The sequence below is a fragment of the Pseudomonas sp. KH_046_2 genome, from assembly GCF_057838985.1.
Window position 1 is genome coordinate 5,997,701 of record NZ_CM174480.1, and the last position, 22,395, is coordinate 6,020,095.

19 protein-coding genes are annotated in these 22,395 nt (G+C 60.1%); 7 read left to right on the top strand and 12 right to left on the bottom strand.

Annotation, left to right across the window (positions count from 1 at the left end):
- Positions 1 to 2: 2 nt before the first annotated feature.
- The 6 genes from ssuD to AC3IX1_RS27395 form a co-directional block, all read right to left on the bottom strand.
- Complete coding sequence (gene ssuD, locus AC3IX1_RS27370; protein ID WP_095057518.1) at positions 3 to 1,151, bottom strand: FMNH2-dependent alkanesulfonate monooxygenase; 1,149 nt, start codon at positions 1,149 to 1,151, stop codon at positions 3 to 5.
- A 25-nt stretch (positions 1,152 to 1,176) separates the two neighbouring features.
- Positions 1,177 to 2,169 carry a sulfonate ABC transporter substrate-binding protein gene (locus AC3IX1_RS27375; RefSeq protein ID WP_489386492.1) on the bottom strand — a complete coding sequence of 331 codons (993 nt, stop codon included), beginning with the start codon at positions 2,167 to 2,169 and terminating at the stop codon, positions 1,177 to 1,179.
- A gap of 90 nt (positions 2,170 to 2,259) precedes the next feature.
- Positions 2,260 to 2,853: an NADPH-dependent FMN reductase gene (gene ssuE, locus AC3IX1_RS27380; RefSeq protein WP_489386493.1), complete on the bottom strand. Its 594-nt coding sequence runs from the start codon at positions 2,851 to 2,853 to the stop codon at positions 2,260 to 2,262.
- 286 nt (positions 2,854 to 3,139) lie between these two features.
- A complete protein-coding gene (locus tag AC3IX1_RS27385; RefSeq protein WP_489386494.1) occupies positions 3,140 to 3,778 on the bottom strand; it encodes a peroxiredoxin in 639 nt (212 codons plus the stop codon).
- A 292-nt stretch (positions 3,779 to 4,070) separates the two neighbouring features.
- Positions 4,071 to 5,414, bottom strand: coding sequence for an OprD family porin (locus tag AC3IX1_RS27390; protein ID WP_489386495.1), 1,344 nt, complete (start codon positions 5,412 to 5,414; stop codon positions 4,071 to 4,073).
- Positions 5,415 to 5,825: 411 nt separating this feature from the next.
- Complete coding sequence (locus AC3IX1_RS27395; protein ID WP_489386496.1) at positions 5,826 to 7,157, bottom strand: OprD family porin; 1,332 nt, start codon at positions 7,155 to 7,157, stop codon at positions 5,826 to 5,828.
- 362 nt (positions 7,158 to 7,519) lie between these two features.
- Here AC3IX1_RS27395 and tauA point away from each other — a divergent pair, with 362 nt between their 5' ends.
- A complete protein-coding gene (tauA, locus tag AC3IX1_RS27400) occupies positions 7,520 to 8,509 on the top strand; it encodes a taurine ABC transporter substrate-binding protein (RefSeq protein ID WP_489386497.1) in 990 nt (329 codons plus the stop codon).
- A gap of 147 nt (positions 8,510 to 8,656) precedes the next feature.
- Here tauA and argA read toward each other — a convergent pair whose 3' ends face one another.
- A complete protein-coding gene (argA, locus tag AC3IX1_RS27405; RefSeq protein ID WP_489386498.1) occupies positions 8,657 to 9,955 on the bottom strand; it encodes an amino-acid N-acetyltransferase in 1,299 nt (432 codons plus the stop codon).
- A gap of 246 nt (positions 9,956 to 10,201) precedes the next feature.
- A complete protein-coding gene (argE, locus tag AC3IX1_RS27410; protein ID WP_489386499.1) occupies positions 10,202 to 11,350 on the bottom strand; it encodes an acetylornithine deacetylase in 1,149 nt (382 codons plus the stop codon).
- 157 nt (positions 11,351 to 11,507) lie between these two features.
- On the opposite strand from argE, the gene AC3IX1_RS27415 reads away from it, so the two are divergent.
- Complete coding sequence (locus AC3IX1_RS27415) at positions 11,508 to 12,875, top strand: CYTH domain-containing protein (RefSeq protein ID WP_347909666.1); 1,368 nt, start codon at positions 11,508 to 11,510, stop codon at positions 12,873 to 12,875.
- Positions 12,876 to 12,983: 108 nt separating this feature from the next.
- Here the strand turns inward: AC3IX1_RS27415 and AC3IX1_RS27420 are convergent, their stop codons facing one another.
- The gene (locus tag AC3IX1_RS27420) at positions 12,984 to 13,448 is read right to left on the bottom strand and encodes an Lrp/AsnC family transcriptional regulator (protein ID WP_008015415.1); all 465 of its coding nucleotides are present in this window, start codon (positions 13,446 to 13,448) and stop codon (positions 12,984 to 12,986) included.
- Between the two features lie 126 nt (positions 13,449 to 13,574).
- Between AC3IX1_RS27420 and AC3IX1_RS27425 the strand changes: the two genes are divergently transcribed.
- The 5 genes from AC3IX1_RS27425 (at position 13,575) to AC3IX1_RS27445 (ending at position 17,637) form a co-directional block, all read left to right on the top strand.
- Entirely contained in the window at positions 13,575 to 13,913 is a 339-nt protein-coding gene (locus tag AC3IX1_RS27425) for a hypothetical protein (protein ID WP_489386500.1), read from the top strand.
- Between the two features lie 90 nt (positions 13,914 to 14,003).
- The gene (gene tfpB / locus AC3IX1_RS27430) at positions 14,004 to 15,788 is read left to right on the top strand and encodes a type IV pilus assembly ATPase TfpB (RefSeq protein ID WP_489386501.1); all 1,785 of its coding nucleotides are present in this window, start codon (positions 14,004 to 14,006) and stop codon (positions 15,786 to 15,788) included.
- Positions 15,789 to 15,872: 84 nt separating this feature from the next.
- Positions 15,873 to 16,793 (top strand): SPFH domain-containing protein, encoded by a 921-nt coding sequence (locus AC3IX1_RS27435; protein WP_046039079.1) that lies wholly within the window; start codon positions 15,873 to 15,875, stop codon positions 16,791 to 16,793.
- Positions 16,794 to 16,801: 8 nt separating this feature from the next.
- Complete coding sequence (locus AC3IX1_RS27440; protein WP_489386502.1) at positions 16,802 to 17,251, top strand: NfeD family protein; 450 nt, start codon at positions 16,802 to 16,804, stop codon at positions 17,249 to 17,251.
- 68 nt (positions 17,252 to 17,319) lie between these two features.
- Positions 17,320 to 17,637, top strand: a complete 318-nt coding sequence (locus tag AC3IX1_RS27445; RefSeq protein ID WP_150753894.1) for a DUF2388 domain-containing protein — start codon at positions 17,320 to 17,322, stop codon at positions 17,635 to 17,637.
- Between the two features lie 108 nt (positions 17,638 to 17,745).
- On the opposite strand, the gene gcvP is transcribed toward AC3IX1_RS27445, so the two are convergent.
- The 3 genes from gcvP to gcvT form a co-directional block, all read right to left on the bottom strand.
- Positions 17,746 to 20,619 carry an aminomethyl-transferring glycine dehydrogenase gene (gcvP, locus tag AC3IX1_RS27450; protein WP_489386503.1) on the bottom strand — a complete coding sequence of 958 codons (2,874 nt, stop codon included), beginning with the start codon at positions 20,617 to 20,619 and terminating at the stop codon, positions 17,746 to 17,748.
- Positions 20,620 to 20,764: 145 nt separating this feature from the next.
- Positions 20,765 to 21,148: a glycine cleavage system protein GcvH gene (gene gcvH, locus AC3IX1_RS27455; protein WP_489386504.1), complete on the bottom strand. Its 384-nt coding sequence runs from the start codon at positions 21,146 to 21,148 to the stop codon at positions 20,765 to 20,767.
- A gap of 48 nt (positions 21,149 to 21,196) precedes the next feature.
- A complete protein-coding gene (gene gcvT / locus AC3IX1_RS27460) occupies positions 21,197 to 22,279 on the bottom strand; it encodes a glycine cleavage system aminomethyltransferase GcvT (RefSeq protein WP_489386505.1) in 1,083 nt (360 codons plus the stop codon).
- Positions 22,280 to 22,395: the final 116 nt, after the last annotated feature.

Below are 22,395 nucleotides of genomic sequence, written 5' to 3' on the forward strand. Positions count from 1 at the left end.
CCTCAGCTCTGGGACGCGGCTTTGGGCAGAATGTCGTTGGCGACCATCTCGCCGAACGGGCTGACGTAACCGGCGCTCTTCGGCAGTTCAGGACGCTCGACATCGAGGTGCGGGAACAGCAATTCGGCCACCCGGTACGACTCTTCCAGGTGTGGGTAACCGGAGAAAATAAACGTGTCGATACCGAGGTCTGCGTATTCCTTCACGCGTGCTGCCACGGTCGGACCATCGCCCACCAGCGCCGTGCCGGCACCGCCGCGTACCAGGCCGACACCGGCCCACAGGTTAGGGCTGACTTCGAGGTTGTCGCGGCTTCCGCCATGCAGCGCAGCCATGCGTTGCTGGCCGACCGAATCGAAACGCGCCAGCGAAGCCTGGGCACGGGCGATGGTCTCGTTGTCCAGATGCGAGATCAATTTGTCCGCCGCTTGCCAGGCTTCGGCGTTGGTTTCACGCACGATCACATGCAGGCGAATGCCGAAGCGTACGGTGCGACCAAGCTTGGCGGCTTTGGCGCGAACCTGTTCGATCTTCTCGGCAACGGCGGCCGGTGGCTCGCCCCAGGTCAACACCATTTCCACTTGCTCGGCGGCCAGGTCTTGCGCGGCTTCCGAGGAACCGCCGAAGTACAACGGCGGACGTGGTTGCTGGATCGGCGGATAGAGTAACTTCGCGCCCTTCACGCTGATGTGCTGGCCGTCGTAATCGACGGTTTCGCCTTCCAGCACCCGGCGCCAGATGCGGGTGAATTCCACCGAGGCCTGATAGCGTTCTTCGTGGCTGAGGAACAGGCCATCGCCCGCCAACTCTTCCGGATCACCGCCCGTCACCAGGTTGAACAACGCACGACCACCAGACAGTCGATCCAGGGTTGCCGCCTGACGCGCTGCCACCGTCGGGGAAATGATCCCGGGGCGCAGGGCGACAAGGAACTTCAGACGCTGGGTCACCGGAATCAGCGACGCCGCCACCAGCCACGAGTCTTCGCAGGAGCGACCGGTCGGAATCAGCACACCTCCGAAGCCCAGACGATCCGCCGCTTGCGCGACCTGTTGCAGATAACCGTGGTCAACGGCGCGAGCGCCTTCGGCGGTGCCAAGGTAATGGCCGTCGCCGTGGGTAGGCAGGAACCAGAAAATATTGAGGCTCATGGAGTGGTCTCCTTGGGGAGTCGATTTATTGGGCTTTGGTTACTGAGCTTTGGGCAACGGCAGCCGGCGGCGTCCAGATCACGTCTTTGATGCTCAACTGCTTGGGAATCAGCTTGAGCTGGTAGAAGCTGTCGGCGATTTTCTGCTGTGCGACGACCACTTCCGGGGTGAGGAACAGCGCGCCGTAGCCCTGGCGTTTCACCGAGGTCAGGGTGATGTCTGCTGGCAGGCCGAGCAGCGGTGAAACCTGTTCGGTCACCTCTTGCGGGTTAGCCCTGGACCACTCGCCCACCGCGCGCACTTCTTCCACCAGGGTCTTGATCACCTCGGGGTTTTTCTGCGCATAAGGCTTGGTCGCCAGGTAGAACTGATGGTTGTCGACGATGCCCTGGCCATCGCGCAGGGTGCGCGCTTGCAGCTGTTGTTCGGCGGCGGCCTGGTACGGGTCCCAGATCACCCAGGCGTCGACGCTGCCACGCTCGAAGGCGGCACGGGCATCGGCTGGCGGCAGGAATACGGTCTGGATGTCGGTGTATTTGAGGCCGGCGTCTTCCAGCGCACGCACCAACAGGTAGTGCACGTTGGAGCCCTTGTTGAGCACGACTTTCTTGCCCTTGAGCTCTGCTACCGATTTGATCGCCGAGTCCTTCGGCACCAGGATCGCCTCACTGTGCGGCGCTGGCGGCTCATAGGCGACGTAGAGCAGATCGGCACCCGCTGCCTGGGCAAACACCGGAGGCGTTTCGCCGGTGACGCCGAAGTCGATGGAGCCGACATTCAGGCCTTCGAGCAGTTGCGGGCCACCAGGGAATTCAGTCCATTGCACGTCCACGCCTTGGGCGGCGAGGCGTTTTTCCAGGGTGCCTTTGGCTTTGAGCAGCACCAGGGTGCCGTATTTCTGATAGCCGATTCGTAGTACGCCTTCCTGGGTAGAAAGCGCCTGAGCTTGAGTAATAACGCCGAAGGCGGCCGCAGCAAACAGAGCGACCAGACCACGACGCAAAATGACAGGGCGCATGGCGCTCTCCTTTTTGCAGTTGGGTTTTGGCTGCACCTGCTTGCCCGTTGGCGGGCGAGTAAGGCCAGTACTTCAATTTTTCGGTGAGGCTCAAATGCTCCAGCGAGCACTCAACAAACGATCATTCAACAGGCTCGGATCGAGCGGCTTGGGCCGTCGCGCCATGGCGCTGAAAAACAACTCCAGCGATTCATTCAGTCGTTGTTCCAGCTCCGGCGCCAACTGCGCCAGTGCGCTGCCTTCGCCGTAGGCGATCTGGCTGTCGACGGCGAAAATGCCTTGCAGCATTTCCTGGGCCTTCAATGCCGACAGCACCGGCTTGAGCGCGTAATCCACCGCCAGCATATGAGCGATGCTGCCGCCAGTGGCCATCGGCAGAACCACCTTGTGGCTCAAGGCGCGTTCGGGCAGCAGATCCAGCACGACTTTCAGGGCTCCGGAAAACGATGCCTTGTAAACCGGTGTGGCGATCAGCAGGCCATCGGCGTTTTCAATCTGTTGCAACAGGTCGATCACCTTGGGGCTGTCGAAGCGTGCGTGCAGCAAGTCCTCGGCCGGGAAGTCCCGTACCTGATAACTCACCACTTCCACGCCCTGCCCTTGCAACCAACGCCGGGAGCGATCCAGCAGCACCCCGGAACGAGAGCGCTGACTGGGACTGCCACCGAGTGAGACAACCAACATTCAGACGATTCCTTGCACGGTGTTGGCGATTCGCGGCTTGCGATCTCGCTTCGATGGAGTGACCTTAACAGCTGATTTATATATCCATAAATCATATTTATTCATTTGGTTATTCGTTATAGAAATATACAAACCGGTTTCTTCCAGGAAAAAACAGGCCGTCGAAACGGCCTGAAATCCCTGCTTTGTGGGTACACATCTTGAATTCTGTTGCGTCTGATCCGCCGCCATCGCGAGCAAGCTCGCTCCCACAGGGGTACGCATCTGCGCCAAAAATGCTGAAGATTTACCTGTTCGGCTGCGGCGTCAGGCGCAAGTATGGCTTGACCGCCCGATAGCCCTTGGGAAAGCGCTGCTTGATTTCATCCTCATCCTTGAGCGACGGCACGATCACCACCTCATCACCGTCCTGCCAGTTGGCCGGTGTGGCCACCTTGTAGTTGTCGGTGAGTTGCAGCGAGTCGATCACCCGCAGGATTTCATTGAAGTTGCGGCCGGTGCTCGCCGGGTAGGTAATCGTCAGCCGGACCTTTTTCTTCGGGTCGATCACGAACAGCGAGCGCACGGTCAGGGTGTCGTTGGCGTTGGGGTGGATCAGGTCGTAGAGGTCGGAGACCTTGCGGTCGGCGTCATCCAGGATCGGAAAGTTGACCACTGTGGCCTGGGTTTCGTTGATGTCCTCGATCCACCTGTGGTGCGACTCCACCGGGTCCACCGACAAAGCGATGGCCTTGACGCCGCGCGCTGCGAATTCATCCTTGAGCCTGGCGGTGAAGCCCAGTTCAGTGGTGCACACCGGTGTGAAGTCCGCTGGATGGGAAAACAGCACGCCCCAGCTATCGCCCAGCCACTGATGGAAACGGATGGTGCCGGCGCTGGAGTTCTGTTCGAAATCGGGGGCGATATCGCCAAGTCTGAGACCCATGGTGCTGCTCCTTGTGAGTGCTTGATGGGTTCAACTGTGCCTGTGTTTTTTATCTATTAAAAAGAATAAATATCGATTTATTTAGATCATAAAGAAATATTAAATTTCTGTTCACTGGACGTGCCCGCACAACCGGCCGAACATCGGCCCCAAGGTTCGAGAAGGCCTTGAGTTGCTGCAAAGAGGGAAGTTCAAGGCGGGATTACGGGGGTGAACCCGTCTTGAAAATGCAAAAGCCCCGCCCGGTGCAATACCGGGCGGGGCTTTTTTTGTCTCGGTTACGCGGGCGCTATTACAACAGCGGGATCGAGTAGCTGAGGATCACGCGGTTTTCGTCCTGCGAACGGGTGTTCGGCAGGTCGGTGCGCCAGGTCGCGTTTTTCCACGCCAGGCCCAGGTTTTTCAGCGGACCTTCCTGAACGACGTAAGCCAGGCTCAGATCGCGTTCCCACTCGGAAGCACCATTGGCCGCTTCGCCGCCCTTGGCGTTAACGGTATCGATATCGTCGCCGTGCAGATACACCAGACCCGCCGTCAGGCCAGGTACGCCGACCTTGGCGAAGTCATAGGAGTAGCGTGCTAGCCAGGTACGCTCGCCGGCACGGCCGAACTTCTGGATTTGCGAGTCGGTGATGGTGTAGTTCGACGAACCGTCGCCCTGGTTCAGCCAAGGAAAGTCACTGCTGCCGTTGCTGACCTGATAACCGCCACCGAAGGTGTGACCGGCAACGGTGTACAGGAACAGGCCGCTGTACAGGTTGTTGTCGACCTTGCCTTTACCGTTGGCTGCACCGCTGTAGTTGCCAGTGGTGAAGAACAGTGGATCGTGACCGTTGGCACCGTCGTCGGAGCTGTTGAAGTAACGCAAGTCAGACTTCAACACGCCAGGTCCGATTGCCCAGTTGTGCACCAGACCCAGGAAGTGTTGCTTGTAGAACTCTTCCAGGTTGCCGTAGTAGTACTGGGCAGTCAGGTCCTTGGTGATCTTGTAGTCGCCACCGGCATAGATGAATTTGTTGCTGTCGCGGCCTGTAGCGGAACGGCTGTTGGCGCCGGAGATAGACAACTGTTCGTTGTTGCTCGAGTTACGACCTTTTACCTGCTCGATCTGACCGCCGATCAAGGTCAGGTCCTTGATGTCGTTCGAGGAGATCTGGCCACCCTGCCAGGTTTGCGGCAACAGACGACCGTCGTTGGTCACGATCACCGGCAGCTTTGGCTGCAAGGTACCCAGCTTCAGCTCGGTCTGGGAGATCTTGGCTTTGGCAGTCAAACCCAGGCTGGAGAAGTCATCAACCGCTTCGCCGTTGGACTTGCTCGGGAACACGGTGCCGCCGTACGAGTTGTTGCTCGCGCCGTTGGTGCCACCACCGGAATCCAGTTTGACGCCCAACAGGCCGATCGCATCGATACCGAAGCCGACGGTGCCCTGGGTGTAACCGGAGATGAAACGCAGATCGAAGCCTTGGCCCCATTCTTCGTTTTTGTTCGGGCCAGTACCGTCACGGTAATCGGTGTTGATGTAGAAGTTACGCAGCCCCAATGTTGCCTTGCTGTCTTCGATAAAACCCGCGGCGCTTGCCTGCTGGGTCAAAACCCCGACGGCCACAGCGATGGCCAAGGTGGACTTGTTCATGTTTCGCTCCTCTCGTTTCTAATTCTGATGTTCCTGGTCCCGAATCGATTGCCCGGGATCCTGAATGCATAAATTCGCGGCAAACCGTCTGAGCCGGTCGTTTGGCGGGCCGCAGGATACATGGCCTTAAAGCCAAAAAGAATTTTTTGATGCCTTTTAATACCGCCTAGGAATATGACTTCCCACGACAGGTCCGAGGTATCGGCGGCAAGGCCAATTCCTGAACCTGATCAAATATCGGGGGACGAAACTGCCAAATCCGAGCTCAGGGATGAGTGTCGGACAGGCGCACTTTAAGCGGGATATTTAAAAACTAAAAAGAATAATAAATAATCAGTAAAGATCTTTATGGAATATGAAAAAACAGACAAAAAAACCTCGCCAGCAGGCGAGGCTTTTTCGCAAGGCTTGTTACAGGAAGCTGTAGGTGTAGTTGAAGATCAGACGAGTCTGGTCAACATCAGGGTTGTTGGAGACTTCACTGCCACGGTAGACACCATTACGTAGCGTTACACCGAAACCTTTGAGAGCGCCCTGCTGGATGGTGTAGTCGATCCGCATGTCGCGTTCCCACTCGGAGCCATCAGGGCCGCTGCCGTTGGTAGCCTTGATGTTGTCGCCATGCAGGTAGGCGATCGAAGTTTTCAGGCCCGGCACGCCCAGTCCGGCGAAGTCATAGGAGTACTGGCCGAAGGTGGTGTTTTCACCGGCACGAACAAAGCCGTTGATCATGGAGTCGGTGAACAGGTAGAAGCTGGCGCCGCCGTTCCCTTCCGGACGGCCATTGCTATCGACCACGTTGCCCTGGTTCAGGTAGACAAAACCACCGTCATCGCTGACGCGCTGATGACCGACCAGGAAGGCGTTGCCACCCAGGGTGTAGGTGAACATGGCGCTCCAGGTCTTGTTATCGACCTCGCCCGGGTTCTTGGCGAAACCATTGTTGTTGTTGAAACGGAAACCCGGATCACCGTTCCTGCCGTCGGAGCTGCTGTCGAAGTAGCGAATATCAGTCTTGAAGGACTGCTTGGCATCGATCGGATACACGTGGATCAAGCCCAGGAAGTGCTGCTTGTAGTAGTCCTTCAGATTCGAGTGGTAGTACTGCAGGGTCAGGTCCTTGGTGACCTTCCAGTCAGCACCACCGTAGTAGAACTTGTTGCTGTCCTCTGTACCGCCAGCCACGGCCAGGCCGGTGGAGTTCGAAGAGGCGCGACCTGCCGAATGCTCCAACTGACCTGCGTTGAAGGTCACGTTGTCGATTTCTTTGGAAGTGATGGTGCCACCGTCAAAGGTCTGTGGCAGCAGACGGCTGTCGTTCGCGACCAGGATCGGCAAGTTGGGTGCCAGGGCGCCACCCAGGTGGGCTTCGGTCTTCGAGAAGCGCGCCTTGACGTTAGCGGCTGCACGGCTCCATTCGGACACGGCCGAACCATCGCTGTCGCTTGGGAAGAAGGTGTTGTTGTCTGGGTGGTGACCCTTGCCGCCGTCCAGGTGGATACCCAGCAGTGCCTGGGCGTCGATACCGAAACCGACAGTGCCTTGGGTGAAACCGGAAAGATAATCGAATTTCAGGCCTTCTGCGGACTCTTTCTGATCCGCACCGCCTTCACGGTTATCGTTGTTGTAATACATGGTCCGGGAACTGATGGACGCCTTGCTGTCTTCCAGGAAACCTGCGGCGCCTGCCTGCTGCGCCAAAACCCCTACGGCCACGGCCAAAGCCAAGGTGGACTTGTTCATTGTGTAGCTCCTCTGGATTCTAATTCTTGTATTCCTGGTCTCGAGTCGTCGCCCGAAATCCTAAGATGCGCGATTAGCGCCAGACCGTGACCCACAAGTCAATCGTAACCATGTGTGTCTACGACCATTGTCTAATCCCCGATTTTTTGGTCCCTGCCGGGTCATGAATTCGTCATGAACCTGAAAAGAATTACCCGATTCTTTTCTAATACCGTTTAGGAATTTAGCGCTCAATTTCCAGCCCCCCCAGAACAGAGGGTTCGACTCATAAGCTAATTCCGAAACGGTATTTATTTTTGCTTTTTTAGATCGATTAGTTTCTGACGCAATTCGGAAACAAATCCTTACCGAAAGGCAGCCCCATGACGACCAAACGCGCACTATCCGGACCAATTGTTACAGTTTGTGTATCTCTCGCATTTTCTTTCACCGCCCAGGCGGCGAACCTCACCGTTGGCTATCAAACCGGAATCGACCCCAGCAAAGTCCCCCAGGCCGATGGCCTTTATGAAAAAACCATCGGCCAGCCCATCGACTGGCGGCGCTTCAACAGCGGCCCGGAAGTGGTCACGGCGATTGCCTCCGGCGATGTGCAAATCGGCAATCTCGGCTCCAGTCCGCTGGCCGCTGCCGCCTCGCGCAACCTTCCGATTGTCGCGTTCATCGTCTCGGCCCAGATCAATGCCGCCGAAGCGCTGGTGGTGCGCAATGGCAGCGGCATCGAAAAACCGCAAGATCTGATCGGAAAGACCATCGCCACGCCTTTCGTTTCAACCTCCCACTACAGCCTGCTAGGTGCGCTGAAGCACTGGGGCCTGGACAGTTCGAAAGTCAAAGTGGTGAACCTGCAGCCAGCAGAAATCGCGGCAGCCTGGAAGCGTGGAGACATTGACGGCGCGTTCGTCTGGTCGCCTGCCCTGGGGGAAATCCGCAAGACCGGCAAGACCCTGACTGACGCTGCGCAAGTGGGCCAGTGGGGCGCACCGACCTTTGAGGTATGGGTGGCGCGTAAGGATTACGCCGAGAAGCACCCGGAGGTGGTGGCCAAATTCGCCAGGGTCACCCTCGACGCCTTTGCTGATTACGCAGCGCATAAGGCCAACTGGACGGTCGACTCGGAGCCTGTGCAGAAAATCGCCAAACTGACCGGTGCCAACGCTGCCGACGTGCCGGAGTTACTGGCCGGTTCCGCATTCCCGGATGCCAAGGCGCAACAGAGCACCGCGCTGCTGGACGGCGGCACGGCCAAGGCCATTGGCGAGACGGCGAAATTCTTGAAGGAGCAAGGGAAGGTGGAGACGGTGCTGTCGGATTATTCGCCGTATGTCAGCGCGAAGTTTGTGCAGGAGTGAATGTAAAACCTTGTGGCGAGGGGGCTTGCCCCCGTTGGGCTGCGGAGCAGCCCCAATCCTGCCTGACCGAGCCGTATGATCTTGCGGCCGCTTCGCGACCGAACGGGGGCAAGCCCCCTCGCCACAGGGACCTCTGCTGCTTCAACATCAAAGGGCTTTTTCGAAGATCTTCGAATTACGCTGATAGTTGTACAGCGACGCCCGTGCCGACGGCAGGCGGTCAACGCTGCTCGGCACAAAACCACGCTCGCGGAACCAGTGAGCGGTGCGGGTGGTAAGGACGAACAAGGTCTTCAAACCCTGAGCCCGTGCGCGGTTTTCAATGCGTTCCAGCAACTCATCACCACGACCGCCATGGCGATACTCCGGGTTCACCGCCAGGCACGCCAGTTCACCGGCATCCGAATCGGCAATCTGATACAGCGCCGCGCAAGCGATGATCATGCCTTCGCGCTCGACCACGCTGAACTGTTCTATCTCGCGCTCCAGCACCTCGCGGGAACGGCGCACCAGGATGCCCTGCTCTTCCAGCGGGCTGATCAAATCCAGCAAACCGCCGACGTCTTCAATGGCCGCTTCGCGCACCACTTCGAACTGCTCCTGGGCCACCAGCGTACCGCCACCGTCGCGGGTGAACAGCTCGGTCAGCAGTGCACCGTCTTCGGCGTAACTGACGATATGGCTGCGGGCCACGCCGCCACGGCAAGCTTCGGCCGCGGCATCCAGCAATTCCGCCTGATAATTGCTGCCCAGCCGTTGCAAATGCGCCGGCACTTGCTGCGGACGCAGTTCACGCACCAGGCGCCCGTGTTCGTCGATCAGGCCCAGGTCGGCGCCGAACAGCAGCAGCTTGTCCGCGTCCAGGTCGATGGCCGCGCGGGTGGCGACGTCTTCGCAGGCCAGGTTGAAAATCTCCCCGGTCGGCGAATAGCCCAGCGGCGACAGCAGCACGATGGAGCGCTCGTCCAGCAGACGATTGATGCCCTTGCGGTCGACCCGGCGCACTTCGCCGGTGTGGTGATAGTCGACGCCTTCAAGCACGCCGATCGGCCGCGCCGTCACAAGGTTGCCGCTGGCCACCCGCAGGCGCGAACCCTGCATCGGCGACGAAGCCATGTCCATCGACAGGCGAGCCTCAATGGCAATGCGCAACTGGCCAACTGCGTCGATCACGCACTCCAGGGTCGCGGCATCGGTGATGCGCATGCCGTGGTGGTAATGCGGGGTCAGGCCACGGGCCGCGAGGCGCGCTTCGATTTGCGGGCGGGAACCGTGAACCAGCACCAGACGCACACCCAGGCTGTGCAACAGCACCAGGTCGTGGACGATATTGCCGAAATTCGGGTGCTCAACGCCGTCGCCGGGCAGCATGACGACAAAGGTGCAATCGCGGTGGGCGTTGATATAAGGCGAAGCGTGACGAAGCCAATTGACGTATTCGGGCATGAACCTGGGCCTGTAATAAATAGCAGCCGAAAAAAGGGCGAAACAGAAAAACGCACAGCGGGCTGATGGTTATCGTCGGAACAGGCTTGGCGACACGCGCGCTCTCCTCATGAATACGGGTTGGAACATCGGCAATTTAACCGCGAAACCTTGTAGGAGCGAGCCTGCTCGCGATGGATTTGAGGTCGCCGCGTTCATTCAGGCAATACTCGTCATCGTTAACGTCCATCGCGAGCAAGCTCGCTCCTACAGGGGTTTCAGGCAATAGTGTTCGATCAGTTGCCTTAATAGATGCACCGTAGGCTGCAAACGTGACATTTCGAGGTATTCCCCCGGTTGGTGGGCGCAGGCGATATCACCCGGGCCAAGCACCAGCGTTTCACAGCCAAGGCGCTGAAGATAAGGTGCTTCGGTGCCGAACGCCACTGCTTCGGCGCTGTGACCGGTGAGCTTTTCGGCAAGGCGCACCAGCTCGGCGTCCTCGGCCTGCTCGAACGGCGGCACTTCGGGGAACAGCGGCGCGTAATCGATCTTGACCTGATGTCGCTCGGCAACCGGCTTGAGCTTCTGCAGGATCTCGGCGCGCAGGACCTTGGGGTCCATGCCGGGCAGCGGCCGCAAGTCGAACTCCAGCGAACACTGGCCGCAGATGCGATTGGGGTTGTCGCCGCCATGGATGCAGCCGAAATTCATCGTTGGCATCGGCACGCCAAACTGTGGATTGCGGAATTCGCGCTGCCACAACAGGCGCAGGCCACGCAGTTCACCGATGGCATCGTGCATGGCTTCCAGGGCACTGTGGCCCAGGCGCGGGTCGGAGGAATGACCGCTCTGCCCGAGGATGTCGATGCGCTCCATCATGATGCCTTTGTGCATGCGGATCGGCTTGAGCCCGGTCGGCTCACCAATCACCGCCGCCCGCCCCAGCGGTCGCCCCGCTTCGGCCAGCGCGCGGGCACCGGACATCGAGCTTTCTTCATCGCAGGTGGCGAGAATCAGCAACGGCTGTTTGAACGGCTGATCGAGCAGCGGTATGACTGCCTCAATCGCCAGGGCGAAAAAGCCCTTCATGTCGCAACTGCCCAGGCCGATCCAACGACCGTCGACTTCAGTCAGCTTCAGCGGGTCGGTTTGCCACAGCGCACCGTCGAACGGCACGGTGTCGCTGTGCCCGGCCAGCACCAGGCCGCCGGGGCCGGAACCGAAACTGGCCAGCAGGTTGAACTTGCCGGGGCTGACCTGCTGGATCTCGCAGGTAAAACCCAGCTCACCGAGCCATGTTGCCAGCAGATCGATGACCGGACGGTTGGTTTGATCGAGACTGGGTTGAGTGCAACTGACGGACGGTGCAGCGATCAGCGCAGCGAATTGTTCTTTCATCGACGGCAATGGCATCGCTGACTCCCGGCTCCCGAATTGAGATCCATCATAGAACCATCCGGTGACAGGAATAAACCGTCTCGGCGCGTACTAACCTTGAGTCCTGTACACTGCACGACCTTGGCAGCCACACATTCCCCCGGCTGCGCTCCCGATCCTGGATTTTCCGGCCATGCAGAAAGAAACCGAAATCAAACTCCGCGTCAGCCGCGAAACCCTCGCCGCCCTGCGCGAGCACCCGTTACTGAAAAAACGCAACAAAAGTGGCTGGGAACGCCGTGAGTTGATGAACCAGTACTTCGACACGCCCGAGCGCGATCTGGCCCAGGCCAAAGTCGCCCTGCGCCTGCGCAAGGATGGCGAAGAAGTGATTCAGACCCTCAAGACCCGCGGCCAGAGCATCGCCGGCCTGTCCGTTCGTAACGAGTACGACTGGAACCTGCCCAAAGCCAAGCTCGACCTGAAGAAGCTCGACGGCGAATGCTGGCCCGAGGAACTGGCCGAGCTCGACAAGAAGACCCTGAAGCCGATCTTCACCACCGACTTCGTCCGCGAACGTGCGGAAATCGCCTGGGGTCGCGGCAAGACCAAAGTGGTCATCGAAGCCGCCCTGGACCTGGGTCACGTCGTGGTCGGCAAGCAGAAAGAAGAAATCTGCGAGCTGGAACTGGAACTGCGCGAAGGCGAGCCGGCAGCTCTGCTGGAACTGGCCGCCGAGCTGGCCGAGAAACTGGCCCTGATGCCCTGCGACATCAGCAAGGCCGAGCGCGGTTATCGCCTGTACGACGCCCACAGCTATTCGTTGAGTCTGCCGGCGCCGCAGATCACCGCCGAAACGCCGCTGGACGACGCGTTCGCCGCGCTGAGCTGGCATTTGCTGGGCAGCAGCCAGCGTCTGGCCGAGCAGTATCGCTTCAACGGTCACTGGCGCCTGTTGCAGGACTGGGTCGAATGCCTCGCGGAAATGCGCGCGCTGATCAGCAGCCTGGGCCAGGCCGCACCACGTCAGTCGACCCACGATCTGCGTATCGCCCTCGATGCCTTGCTGGAAGACTGGCGCCCGCTGGTACAAGCAGGCCTGGAAGATGAAGACGTGCGCAAAGCCGCGCCCGAGCAGTTCCTCGAAGAACTCGAAGACCCGCGCTGGGGCCTGTTCTCCCTGACCACCTCGCGCTGGCTGCTGGCCCGCACTTGGGCCGCCGACCGCAACACCCGTGGCAATCGCCAGGGCGCTGCGCAACTGGGCAGCTGGTTGCCGCGCCTGTTGGGCGAAGAAGCCACTTCGTTGCAATTGCAGCGTTATCAGCAACAGCCGGAAGACCTGGCCGAGCAACTGCCGCGCATCGAACGCATCCAGGTCTGGCTGCACCATGCGCGCAACGTGCTGGAGATCCCGGAAATGGATCGCCTGTACGGCGAGCTGAACAAGCTGGCGCAACTGGCCAACGAGTCGATCACCGACGAAGTCCTGGATGCGCGCAAGCAGCAGGCGATTGCGGTGTATCAGAACCGTGCGTGGAAGATGTTGCTGCGTCTGTAACACCGCCATCGCCAGCAGGCTGGCTCCCACATTGGTTTTGTGTACGCCACAAATCCCCTGTGGGAGCCAGCCTGCTGGCGATGGGGCCCGCACAATTACCGCAGAATTTCAGACCGGCAAACTGGTAGTCGACTTGATCTCCGACAACGCCACGATCGAATTGACCTCCTGAATCCCCGGCACCATCGACAGCTTCTCGAAGAAGAAGCGCTCGTACGCCTCGATGTCCGCCGTGACAATCCGCAGCAAGAAATCCACCGCCCCCATCAGCACGTAACACTCCAGCACCTCCGGAAAGCCGCGAATCGCCTCGGTGAATTCGGTGAAGTTCGAACGCCCGTGGGCATTGAGTTTCACCTCCGCGAAGATCTGCGTGTTCAGGCCGATTTTCTTGCGGTCGAGCAAGGTCACCTGGCCGCGAATGATGCCCTCCTCTTTCATCCGCTGAATCCGCCGCCAGCACGGCGATTGCGAGAGACCCACCTGCTCGGCGATCTGCGCGCTGGAAAGCGAAGCATCCTCTTGCAGCAAGGCGAGGATCTTGCGGTCGTAGCTGTCCAGTTCACTTTGCATAAAAAATCCCTAAACCGAGTAACAAGTGAATTGATTGATTCTTCATTTCTTCAATACAGCCAATCATAGAGAAGAAATACCCGGTACAGGATGTAAACATTTCTCCAATGATTTTGGAGCCAGACCATGCCGCATCTCGAAGCCGTGAACACCCCACCTGCCCGCGCCGATGTCTGGAACGTTGGCAACGCCCACTGCCGGGTTCGATATCAAATGCTGGCCGAGGCAGAACCGGACCTGCTGTGTCGCGCCCTCAATCTGTTCGCCCTGCAATTGCTCACGCCGGAACAGGTCAACGCGCAGCGCCAGGACGACTGGCTGACCATCGAGATCGTCATCGACGGTTTGAGCCGGCACCGCGCGCAAGTGATTGCGGAAAAACTTCGTAACTTGATCAGCGTCTGCTCGGTGGAGTTGCAAGAAGCTGATTCTCCATGGGCCGAAGCGGCTCAAGCGACGGGCTGAAAAACTCCGAAACGGCTTCATCGGGTAGTGGCCCAGCGGTCAGCAGGGCCACGGCTATCCTTTGCGCACTGTCGTTCAAAAGGAGCCCGCATGTCCGTACATCTCGCCTTTCAGGACCGCTGGCTGGATCTCAATGACCTGCTGCGCGAACTGGTCGCCCAAGGCTTTATCAGCCAGGATTCGGCCGAACACGCGCTCAATGCCCGCCGCCGCAATGCCTCCCTTGGGCAGATGCATCCGCTGGAGTTCATTGCCAGCCAACAGCTGGACGATCTCAGCCGCCCCGGCAAACCGCTGGACCTCGAGAGCCTGACCCTGTGGCTATCCCGGCAGGCCGGCCAGCCATACCTGCGCATCGACCCGTTGAAAATCAATGTCGCGGCCGTGACCCCGCTGATGTCCTATGCCTTCGCCCAGCGCCACAAGATCCTCGCGGTAGCGATCGACCGCGAGGCGGTCACCGTGGCCAGCGCCCAGCCTTATGTCAGCGGCTGGGAGGCTGACCTGACCCACGTGCTCAAGTTGCCGATCAAGCGTGTGGTCGCCAACCCGCTGGACATCCAGCGCTTCAGCGTCGAATTCTTTCGCCTGGCCAAATCGGTCACCGGGGCGAACAGCGGCGACCCGCAAGTCAGTACCCTCGGCAATTTCGAACAGTTGCTCAACCTCGGCGCCAGCGACCAGGAGCCGGACGCCAACGACGCGCACATCGTCAATATCGTCGACTGGCTGTTCCAGTACGCGTTCCAGCAGCGTGCCAGCGACATCCACATCGAGCCCCGGCGCGAGCAAGGCACGGTGCGCTTTCGCATCGACGGCGTGCTGCACAACGTCTATCAATTCCCGCCCCAGGTCACCATGGCCATCGTCAGTCGCCTGAAAACCCTGGGGCGCATGAACGTCGCGGAGAAACGCAAACCCCAGGACGGCCGGGTGAAAACCAAGACCCCGGACGGCGGTGAAGTAGAACTGCGCTTGTCGACACTGCCCACGGCCTTCGGCGAAAAAATGGTCATGCGGATCTTCGATCCGGAAGTATTGCTCAAGGACTTCGACCAGCTTGGCTTCTCCGCCGACGACCTGCGCCGCTGGCAAGACATGACCCGCCAGCCCCACGGCATCATCCTCGTTACCGGGCCGACGGGTTCGGGCAAGACCACCACCCTCTACACCACCCTGAAGAAACTGGCGACGCCGGAGGTCAACCTCTGCACCATCGAAGACCCGATCGAAATGGTCGAGCCGGCGTTCAACCAGATGCAGGTCCAGCACAACATCGACCTGACCTTCGCCGCCGGCGTGCGCGCGCTGATGCGGCAAGACCCGGACATCATCATGATCGGCGAGATCCGCGACCTCGAAACCGCGGAGATGGCGATCCAGGCGGCGCTCACCGGGCACCTGGTGCTGTCGACCCTGCACACCAACGACGCGCCCAGCGCCATCAGCCGCCTGCTGGAACTCGGCGTGCCGCACTACCTGATCAAGGCCACGGTGCTCGGCGTCATGGCCCAGCGACTGGTGCGAACCCTGTGCCCGCACTGCAAGGCGCCGCTGACGCTGGGCGAAGACGACTGGCAAACCCTGACCCGCCCCTGGCAAGCACCCTTGCCGACCAATGCCCAGCGCGCCATCGGTTGCGTGGAATGCCGCGACACCGGTTATCGCGGTCGCGCCGGGGTCTACGAAATCATGCAGCTGAGCGATGGCATCAAGGCGCTGATCAGTCCCGACACCGATCTGCTGGCCGTGCGACGCCAGGCATTCAAGGAAGGCATGCGCAGCCTGCGGCTGTCAGGAGCGCAAAAGGTCGGCGCCGGGCTGACGACCATTGAGGAAGTTCTGCGGGTGACACCCCAGAGCGAACAGAACTGAGCCCGGCTGTACTTATCCGGCATCGGCACAGCTACACTCCAGCGATTGCAACTCCACAGATCCACACATCAACAAGGAATCGTTATGCAGATCGGTAGTGTGCTTTTGCTTTTTGTCGGCCTGGTGGTCGCCATTCTGTTCATGGGTTTCAAGGTGGTGCCCCAGGGCTTTGAATGGACCGTCGAGCGTTTCGGTCGCTACACCAACACGCTCAAGCCGGGGCTGAATGTCATCATTCCGGTCATGGACCGCATCGGCCGCAAGATGAATGTGATGGAAAGCGTGCTGGATATTCCGCCGCAGGAAGTCATCACCTCCGACAACGCCACGGTGCAGATCGACGCCGTGTGCTTCTTCCAGGTGGTCAACACGGCCCAGGCGGCCTACGAGGTTAACAACCTCGAACACGCCATCCGCAACCTGCTGCAAACCAACATCCGCACCGTGCTCGGCTCGATGGAACTCGACGCCATGCTCAGCCAGCGTGACGGGATCAATGAAAAACTGTTGCGCACCGTCGATGAGGCGACCGCGCCGTGGGGCATCAAGATCACCCGGATCGAGATCAAGGACATCAGCCCACCCGCCGACCTGATGGCCGCGATGTCGGGGCAGATGAAAGCCGAACGGATCAAGCGCGCACAAATCCTCGAAGCCGAAGGTCTGCGTGCCGCAGCGATCCTGACCGCCGAAGGCAAGAAGCAGGCACAGATCCTCGAAGCAGAAGGCAGTCGCCAGGCCGCCTTCCTGGAATCCGAAGCCCGCGAACGGCAAGCCGCGGCGGAAGCCCAGGCGACCAAAGTGGTGTCCGAAGCCATCGCCAGCGGCAACGTGCAGGCGGTCAACTACTTCGTGGCGCAGAAGTACATCGATGCGCTGGGCAAGCTGGCTTCGGCCAACAACAGCAAGGTGATCCTGATGCCGCTGGAGGCCAGTTCGATGATCGGCGCGGTGGGCGGCATTGGCGAAATCGTCAAGGCCACTTTCGATAACAAGAAAGCCTGAGGCGCGCCATGTGGGCATTTTTACAGCACCTTTCGTTTTGGGACTGGTTGGCGCTGGGCACGGTGCTGTTGATTCTCGAAGTGTTCGGCGCCGGCGGTTACCTGCTGTGGATCGGCATGGCCGCGGCAGCCGTGGGCGTCTTGACCTTCCTGATGCCGGACCTGTCCTGGGAATGGCAGTTTCTGTTATTCGCCCTGCTGTCGATCACCACCGCGTTGTACTGGTGGCGGCGTCAGCGCACGGCGGCGCGCCCGAGCGATCAGCCGCACCTGAATCTGCGCGGCCAGGAACTGATCGGCAAAACCTTCGTGGTGCATGAAGCGATTGTCGACGGTCGCGGCAAGATCAGGGTGGCCGACGGCGTGTGGATGGCCCGCGGGCCGGACGCCGCCATTGGCAGCCGCGTGCGGGTGGTCGGCCAGCAAGGCGCGATCCTGCTGGTCGAAACGGAGGAATAGGCAACCACGGAACTCGATTGGGGGTTGGCAATCCAACCGCGTAGTCAACCCAGTGGAGTCACCCTGTCATGCGTTTCAAACTTGCTGTCGCTACCGTCGCGCTGTTGTCCCTGCCTGTCGGTTCGGCGATGGCCGATACTTTTTGGCGTAACGTTCTTACGTCCGGTGCAACCACCGGTTCGAGCTATCTGACATCCAAGGATAACAAGCTGGTCGTCGCCGCCCAGGACGACGCCAGCAGCTTCGTCGCCAGTGACGGCGGCATCCGCGGCCCGTACCTGGAGGCGGCCATGCAGAAAGTCCGTGCCGACAACCCCGGCCTGCAAGCCACGGACATGGAGTTGGCGAACGCGATCCTGGCGAAGAATGCCGTGGCTTCGGAGTAAGCGTTGCGAATGAAAAATGCCGCTCAATTGAGCGGCATTTTTTTGCCCCGAGATTACAAATCCCACCTTCACCGAGCCTCCCACAGGGGTTATGTGCATCCTGAAATGTCAGCGGTAGTCATCCACCGGCACACACGCGCAAAACAGGTTCCGGTCTCCATACACATTGTCCACCCGGTTCACCACCGGCCAGTATTTGTGCGCCTTTGTGTGCGCGTCCGGCGTGACCGCTTGCACGATGCTGTATGGCCGCTCCCACACACCGGTGATATCGGCCAACGTATGCGGCGCACCTTTCAACGGGTTTTCTTCCGCCGGCCAGTTACCGTTCTGCACCTCGTTGATTTCCGCGCGGATGCTCAGCATCGCCCCGATGAACCGGTCCAGTTCCGCCTTCGATTCGCTTTCGGTCGGTTCGACCATCAGCGTCCCCGGCACCGGAAACGACATGGTCGGGGCATGGAAGCCGTAGTCCATCAGGCGCTTGGCCACGTCCTCTTCGGTAATGCCGGTCAACGCCTTGAGCGGTCGCAGGTCGAGGATGCATTCGTGGGCCACCCGCTCGTTGCGCCCGGTATAAAGAACCGGGAAAGCACCGGACAAATGCCGCGCCAGGTAATTCGCGGCGAGGATCGCCACTTCGCTGGCGTCCGCCAGTTGCGGCCCCATCATCGCGATGTACATCCAGCTGATCGGCAGAATGCTTGCGCTGCCCCAGGGCGCGGCGCTGACGGCGCCATTTTGCGGGTGCGGCCCGTCGATCGGCACCACCGGATGGTTGGCCACGAACGGTGCCAGATGCGCCCGAACACCAATCGGCCCCATGCCCGGCCCACCGCCACCATGGGGAATGCAGAAGGTCTTGTGCAGGTTCATGTGCGAGACGTCAGCGCCAATATCGGCCGGCCGCGCCAGCCCGACCTGGGCGTTGAGGTTGGCGCCATCCATGTACACCTGACCGCCGTGCTGGTGGATCACTTCACAGATTTCGCTGATGCCTTCCTCATACACCCCATGGGTCGAAGGATAGGTCGCCATCAGGCAGGCGAGTTTGTCTGCGGCCTGCGCGGCTTTTTCCTTGAGGTCCTCCAGGTCGACGTTGCCCGCCTCGTCGCACTCGACGATCACCACGCGCATCCCGGCCATTTGCGCCGACGCGGGATTGGTGCCGTGAGCCGACGAAGGAATCAGGCAGATATCGCGGCCGCCCTGTTGCCGGCTCTCATGGTATTTACGGATCGCCAGCAGCCCGGCGTATTCGCCTTGGGCGCCGGAGTTGGGTTGCATGCAGATCGCGTCGAAACCGGTGATCGCGCACAGCCAGCGCTCCAGTTCTTCGATCATCAGCCCATAACCGGCGGCCTGTTCCTTGGGCACGAACGGGTGCAGGTTGGCGAACTGCGGCCAGGTAATCGGGATCATCTCACTGGTGGCGTTGAGCTTCATGGTGCAGGAGCCCAGTGGGATCATCGATTGATTGAGCGCAAGGTCCTTGTTTTCCAGTTGCTTGAGGTAGCGCAACATCTCGGTTTCGCTGTGATGGGCGCTGAACACTGGATGGCGTAGATAAGGCGAAGTTCGCGCCAACCTTTCGGGAATTCCGCCAGGCAAGACCTCGGCATCCAGGTCATCGACGCTGAGCCCGTGATCGGCACCCAGGAACACATCGAACAGCTTCGCCACGGTGCCTTCGTCGCAGGCCTCGTCGAGGCTCAAGCCCAGTTGGCCGCGCCCGAGAATGCGTAGGTTGATCTGCGCGGCCCGGGCACTTTCGATGATCGCAGTCTGGGCTCCGCCGACTTCCAGCGTCAGGGTGTCGAAGAAGTGCCGGTTGACCCGGGTGATACCGTTGCGTTCAAGCCCGGCAGCAAGGATGCAGGTCAGCCGATGTACCCGCTGGGCAATCCGCTTGAGCCCTTCGGGGCCGTGGTAGACCGCATAGAAACTGGCGATATTGGCCAGCAGCACCTGGGCCGTGCAGATGTTGGAGTTGGCCTTCTCCCGGCGGATGTGTTGCTCGCGGGTTTGCAGGGCCATGCGCAGGGCGGTGTTGCCCCGCGCATCTTTCGAAACACCGATGATCCGCCCGGGAATTGCCCGTTTGTATTCATCGCGGCTGGCAAAAAATGCCGCGTGAGGCCCGCCGTAGCCCATGGGCACGCCAAATCGCTGGGACGAGCCGAACACCACATCGGCACCCAGTTCACCCGGCGGGGTCAGCAACAACAGGCTCAGCAAATCCGTGGCGACACAGGCCAGTGCGTGTTGCGCGTGCAGATGATCGATCAACGGCCGCAGGTCGTGGATTTCACCGTGGGTGTCGGGGTACTGCAGCAGCGCGCCGAACACCTGGTGCTGCTTCAAGTTATCCACAGCGTCGACGATCAGCTCGAAGCCGAAACCTTCAGCGCGGGTCTGCACCACGGAAATGGTTTGCGGATGGCAGTTTTCGTCGACAAAGAACAGGTTGCTTTTGGACTTGGCGACCCGCTTGGCCAGGGCCATGGCCTCCGCCGCGGCGGTGGCTTCATCGAGCAGCGAGGCATTAGCCAGTTCCAGGCCGGTCAGGTCGATGGTCAGTTGCTGGAAGTTCAGCAGCGCCTCGAGCCGCCCCTGTGCGATCTCTGGCTGATAGGGAGTGTACGCGGTGTACCAGCCGGGATTTTCCAGCACGTTCCGCAGAATGACGGCCGGCGTGAGGGTGCCGTGGTAGCCCATGCCGATCAGGCTGGTCCAGACCTGGTTCTGCTCGGCATAACCGCGCAGCTTGGCCAGCGCGGCCTCTTCATCGAGTGCCGGGGGCAGGTCCAGCGCCCGGTTGAGGCGGATGCCCGGCGGCACCGTCTGCTCGATCAATTCGACCCGACTGCCCAGGCCGAGGCTGTCGAGCATCGCCTGTTGCTCGGCGGCATCGGGCCCGAGGTGGCGGCGCAGAAAGGCATTGGGGTCGCGTAACTGGCTCAGGGACGGCAACTGGGACATGACGGGCTCTCTCTTGACTGGCGCTCAGCGTCGATGCAACACGGTCAAACCAGCATAGCAGTCGATGCCACAGAGCCTTGAAGATCAGGATCCCGGAAACTGAAAAGCCCCGACAAGTCGGGGCTTTGGGGATGACGCTTAAGGCTTACTCGCCGATGGCGGCCTTGTAGGCCATCGCGTCGAGCAGGTTGTTCAGCTCAGAGGTATCGCTTGGCTCGAGTTTGAATATCCAGCTGTCATAAGGCGCGCTGTTGAGCAGTTCCGGGCTGTTGGCCAATTCTTCGTTAACGGCAATGACTGTACCGGAAACTGGCGAGTAGATATCCGACGCGGCCTTGACCGACTCGACGACACCCGCGGCCTCACCGGCAGCGAACACTTTGCCGATTTCCGGCAGCTCAACGAACACTACGTCACCCAAGGCTTCCTGAGCATGGTCTGAAATACCCACTTTCACGCCGCCATCATGGTCTAGACGTGCCCATTCGTGACTTTCGGCAAAACGCAGGTCGGCAGGGATATCGCTCATGTTCTGTGTCCTCAGGAAATGGTCGGCGGGCATGCCCGCCAGAAAAGGTTAGATCAAGGTTTTGCCGTGGCGTACGAAGGTCGGTTTGACCACCCGGACCGGGTACCACTTGCCACGGATTTCCACTTCAGCGCGGTCGGCTGTTGCCATCGGCACGCGCGCCAGTGCAATCGACTTGCTTAGCGTAGGAGAGAAACTACCACTGGTGATCTCCCCTTCGCCAACATCAGCGATACGAACCACCTGATGAGCGCGTAAAACACCGCGTTCCTCAAGGACCAGACCGACCAGTTTGTGCTGTACGCCGGCGGCCTGCTCGGCTTCCAGCGCCTTGCGCCCGATGAACTGCCGGGTGGCGGGCTCCCAGGCGATGGTCCAGGTCATATTGGAGGCCAACGGTGAAATGTCTTGCTGGATGTCCTGGCCGTAAAGGTTCATGCCGGCTTCGACCCGCAGGGTATCCCGTGCGCCAAGGCCGATAGGAGAAATCCCGGCACCGACCAGATCGTTGAAAAAGCCTGGCGCCTGATCGGCCGGCAGAATGATTTCCAGGCCGTCTTCGCCGGTATAACCGGTGCGCGCGATGAACCAGTCACCATCGGACAGGCCTTCGAAAGGCTTGAGGATCTGAATCAGGTTGCCGCGGGACTGGTTGACCAGTTCGGCAATTTTTTGCCGGGCGTGGGGGCCCTGGATGGCCAGCATCGCCAACTCGGAACGTTCGCGAAGTTGCACGTCGAAACCGTCGAGACGCGCTTGCATCCAGGCCATGTCCTGATCGCGGGTGGAGGCGTTGACCACCAGGCGATAACCCTCATCGAGACGGTAGACGATCATGTCGTCGACGATCCCGCCCTGTTCGTTGAGCATGGTGCTATACAACGCACGGCCGGGGCTGTGCAGGCGCTCGACATCATTGGCCAGCAAATGCTGGAGCCAGGCTTTGGCCTGGGCGCCGCCGACATCGATTACGGTCATGTGGGATACATCGAAAACACCGCAATCGCGGCGCACCTGATGGTGTTCCTCGACTTGCGATCCATAATGCAGAGGCATGTCCCAACCGCCAAAATCGACCATCTTCGCGCCGAGTGCGAGATGAAGGTCATACAGAGGCGTACGCTGTCCCATGGGTTTCTCCTTCCGGGCGTGGCGAAGGTGCGGACAAGCGCTGCACGGACTGAATGCCTTGATACAAAGGGCCTTCAGCCGATTTCAGCCACCTGGTCTGTCAGACGGACCGCACC

What these genes read in the sequence shown, in the direction of transcription:
- ssuD (WP_095057518.1), bottom strand. Translation starts at nt 1,151, where the DNA reads ATGAGCCTCAATATTTTCTGGTTCCTGCCTACCCACGGCGACGGCCAT.
- AC3IX1_RS27375 (WP_489386492.1), bottom strand. Translation starts at nt 2,169, where the DNA reads ATGCGCCCTGTCATTTTGCGTCGTGGTCTGGTCGCTCTGTTTGCTGCG.
- ssuE (WP_489386493.1), bottom strand. Translation starts at nt 2,853, where the DNA reads ATGTTGGTTGTCTCACTCGGTGGCAGTCCCAGTCAGCGCTCTCGTTCC.
- AC3IX1_RS27385 (WP_489386494.1), bottom strand. Translation starts at nt 3,778, where the DNA reads ATGGGTCTCAGACTTGGCGATATCGCCCCCGATTTCGAACAGAACTCC.
- AC3IX1_RS27390 (WP_489386495.1), bottom strand. Translation starts at nt 5,414, where the DNA reads ATGAACAAGTCCACCTTGGCCATCGCTGTGGCCGTCGGGGTTTTGACC.
- AC3IX1_RS27395 (WP_489386496.1), bottom strand. Translation starts at nt 7,157, where the DNA reads ATGAACAAGTCCACCTTGGCTTTGGCCGTGGCCGTAGGGGTTTTGGCG.
- tauA (WP_489386497.1), top strand. Translation starts at nt 7,520, where the DNA reads ATGACGACCAAACGCGCACTATCCGGACCAATTGTTACAGTTTGTGTA.
- argA (WP_489386498.1), bottom strand. Translation starts at nt 9,955, where the DNA reads ATGCCCGAATACGTCAATTGGCTTCGTCACGCTTCGCCTTATATCAAC.
- argE (WP_489386499.1), bottom strand. Translation starts at nt 11,350, where the DNA reads ATGCCATTGCCGTCGATGAAAGAACAATTCGCTGCGCTGATCGCTGCA.
- AC3IX1_RS27415 (WP_347909666.1), top strand. Translation starts at nt 11,508, where the DNA reads ATGCAGAAAGAAACCGAAATCAAACTCCGCGTCAGCCGCGAAACCCTC.
- AC3IX1_RS27420 (WP_008015415.1), bottom strand. Translation starts at nt 13,448, where the DNA reads ATGCAAAGTGAACTGGACAGCTACGACCGCAAGATCCTCGCCTTGCTG.
- AC3IX1_RS27425 (WP_489386500.1), top strand. Translation starts at nt 13,575, where the DNA reads ATGCCGCATCTCGAAGCCGTGAACACCCCACCTGCCCGCGCCGATGTC.
- tfpB (WP_489386501.1), top strand. Translation starts at nt 14,004, where the DNA reads ATGTCCGTACATCTCGCCTTTCAGGACCGCTGGCTGGATCTCAATGAC.
- AC3IX1_RS27435 (WP_046039079.1), top strand. Translation starts at nt 15,873, where the DNA reads ATGCAGATCGGTAGTGTGCTTTTGCTTTTTGTCGGCCTGGTGGTCGCC.
- AC3IX1_RS27440 (WP_489386502.1), top strand. Translation starts at nt 16,802, where the DNA reads ATGTGGGCATTTTTACAGCACCTTTCGTTTTGGGACTGGTTGGCGCTG.
- AC3IX1_RS27445 (WP_150753894.1), top strand. Translation starts at nt 17,320, where the DNA reads ATGCGTTTCAAACTTGCTGTCGCTACCGTCGCGCTGTTGTCCCTGCCT.
- gcvP (WP_489386503.1), bottom strand. Translation starts at nt 20,619, where the DNA reads ATGTCCCAGTTGCCGTCCCTGAGCCAGTTACGCGACCCCAATGCCTTT.
- gcvH (WP_489386504.1), bottom strand. Translation starts at nt 21,148, where the DNA reads ATGAGCGATATCCCTGCCGACCTGCGTTTTGCCGAAAGTCACGAATGG.
- gcvT (WP_489386505.1), bottom strand. Translation starts at nt 22,279, where the DNA reads ATGGGACAGCGTACGCCTCTGTATGACCTTCATCTCGCACTCGGCGCG.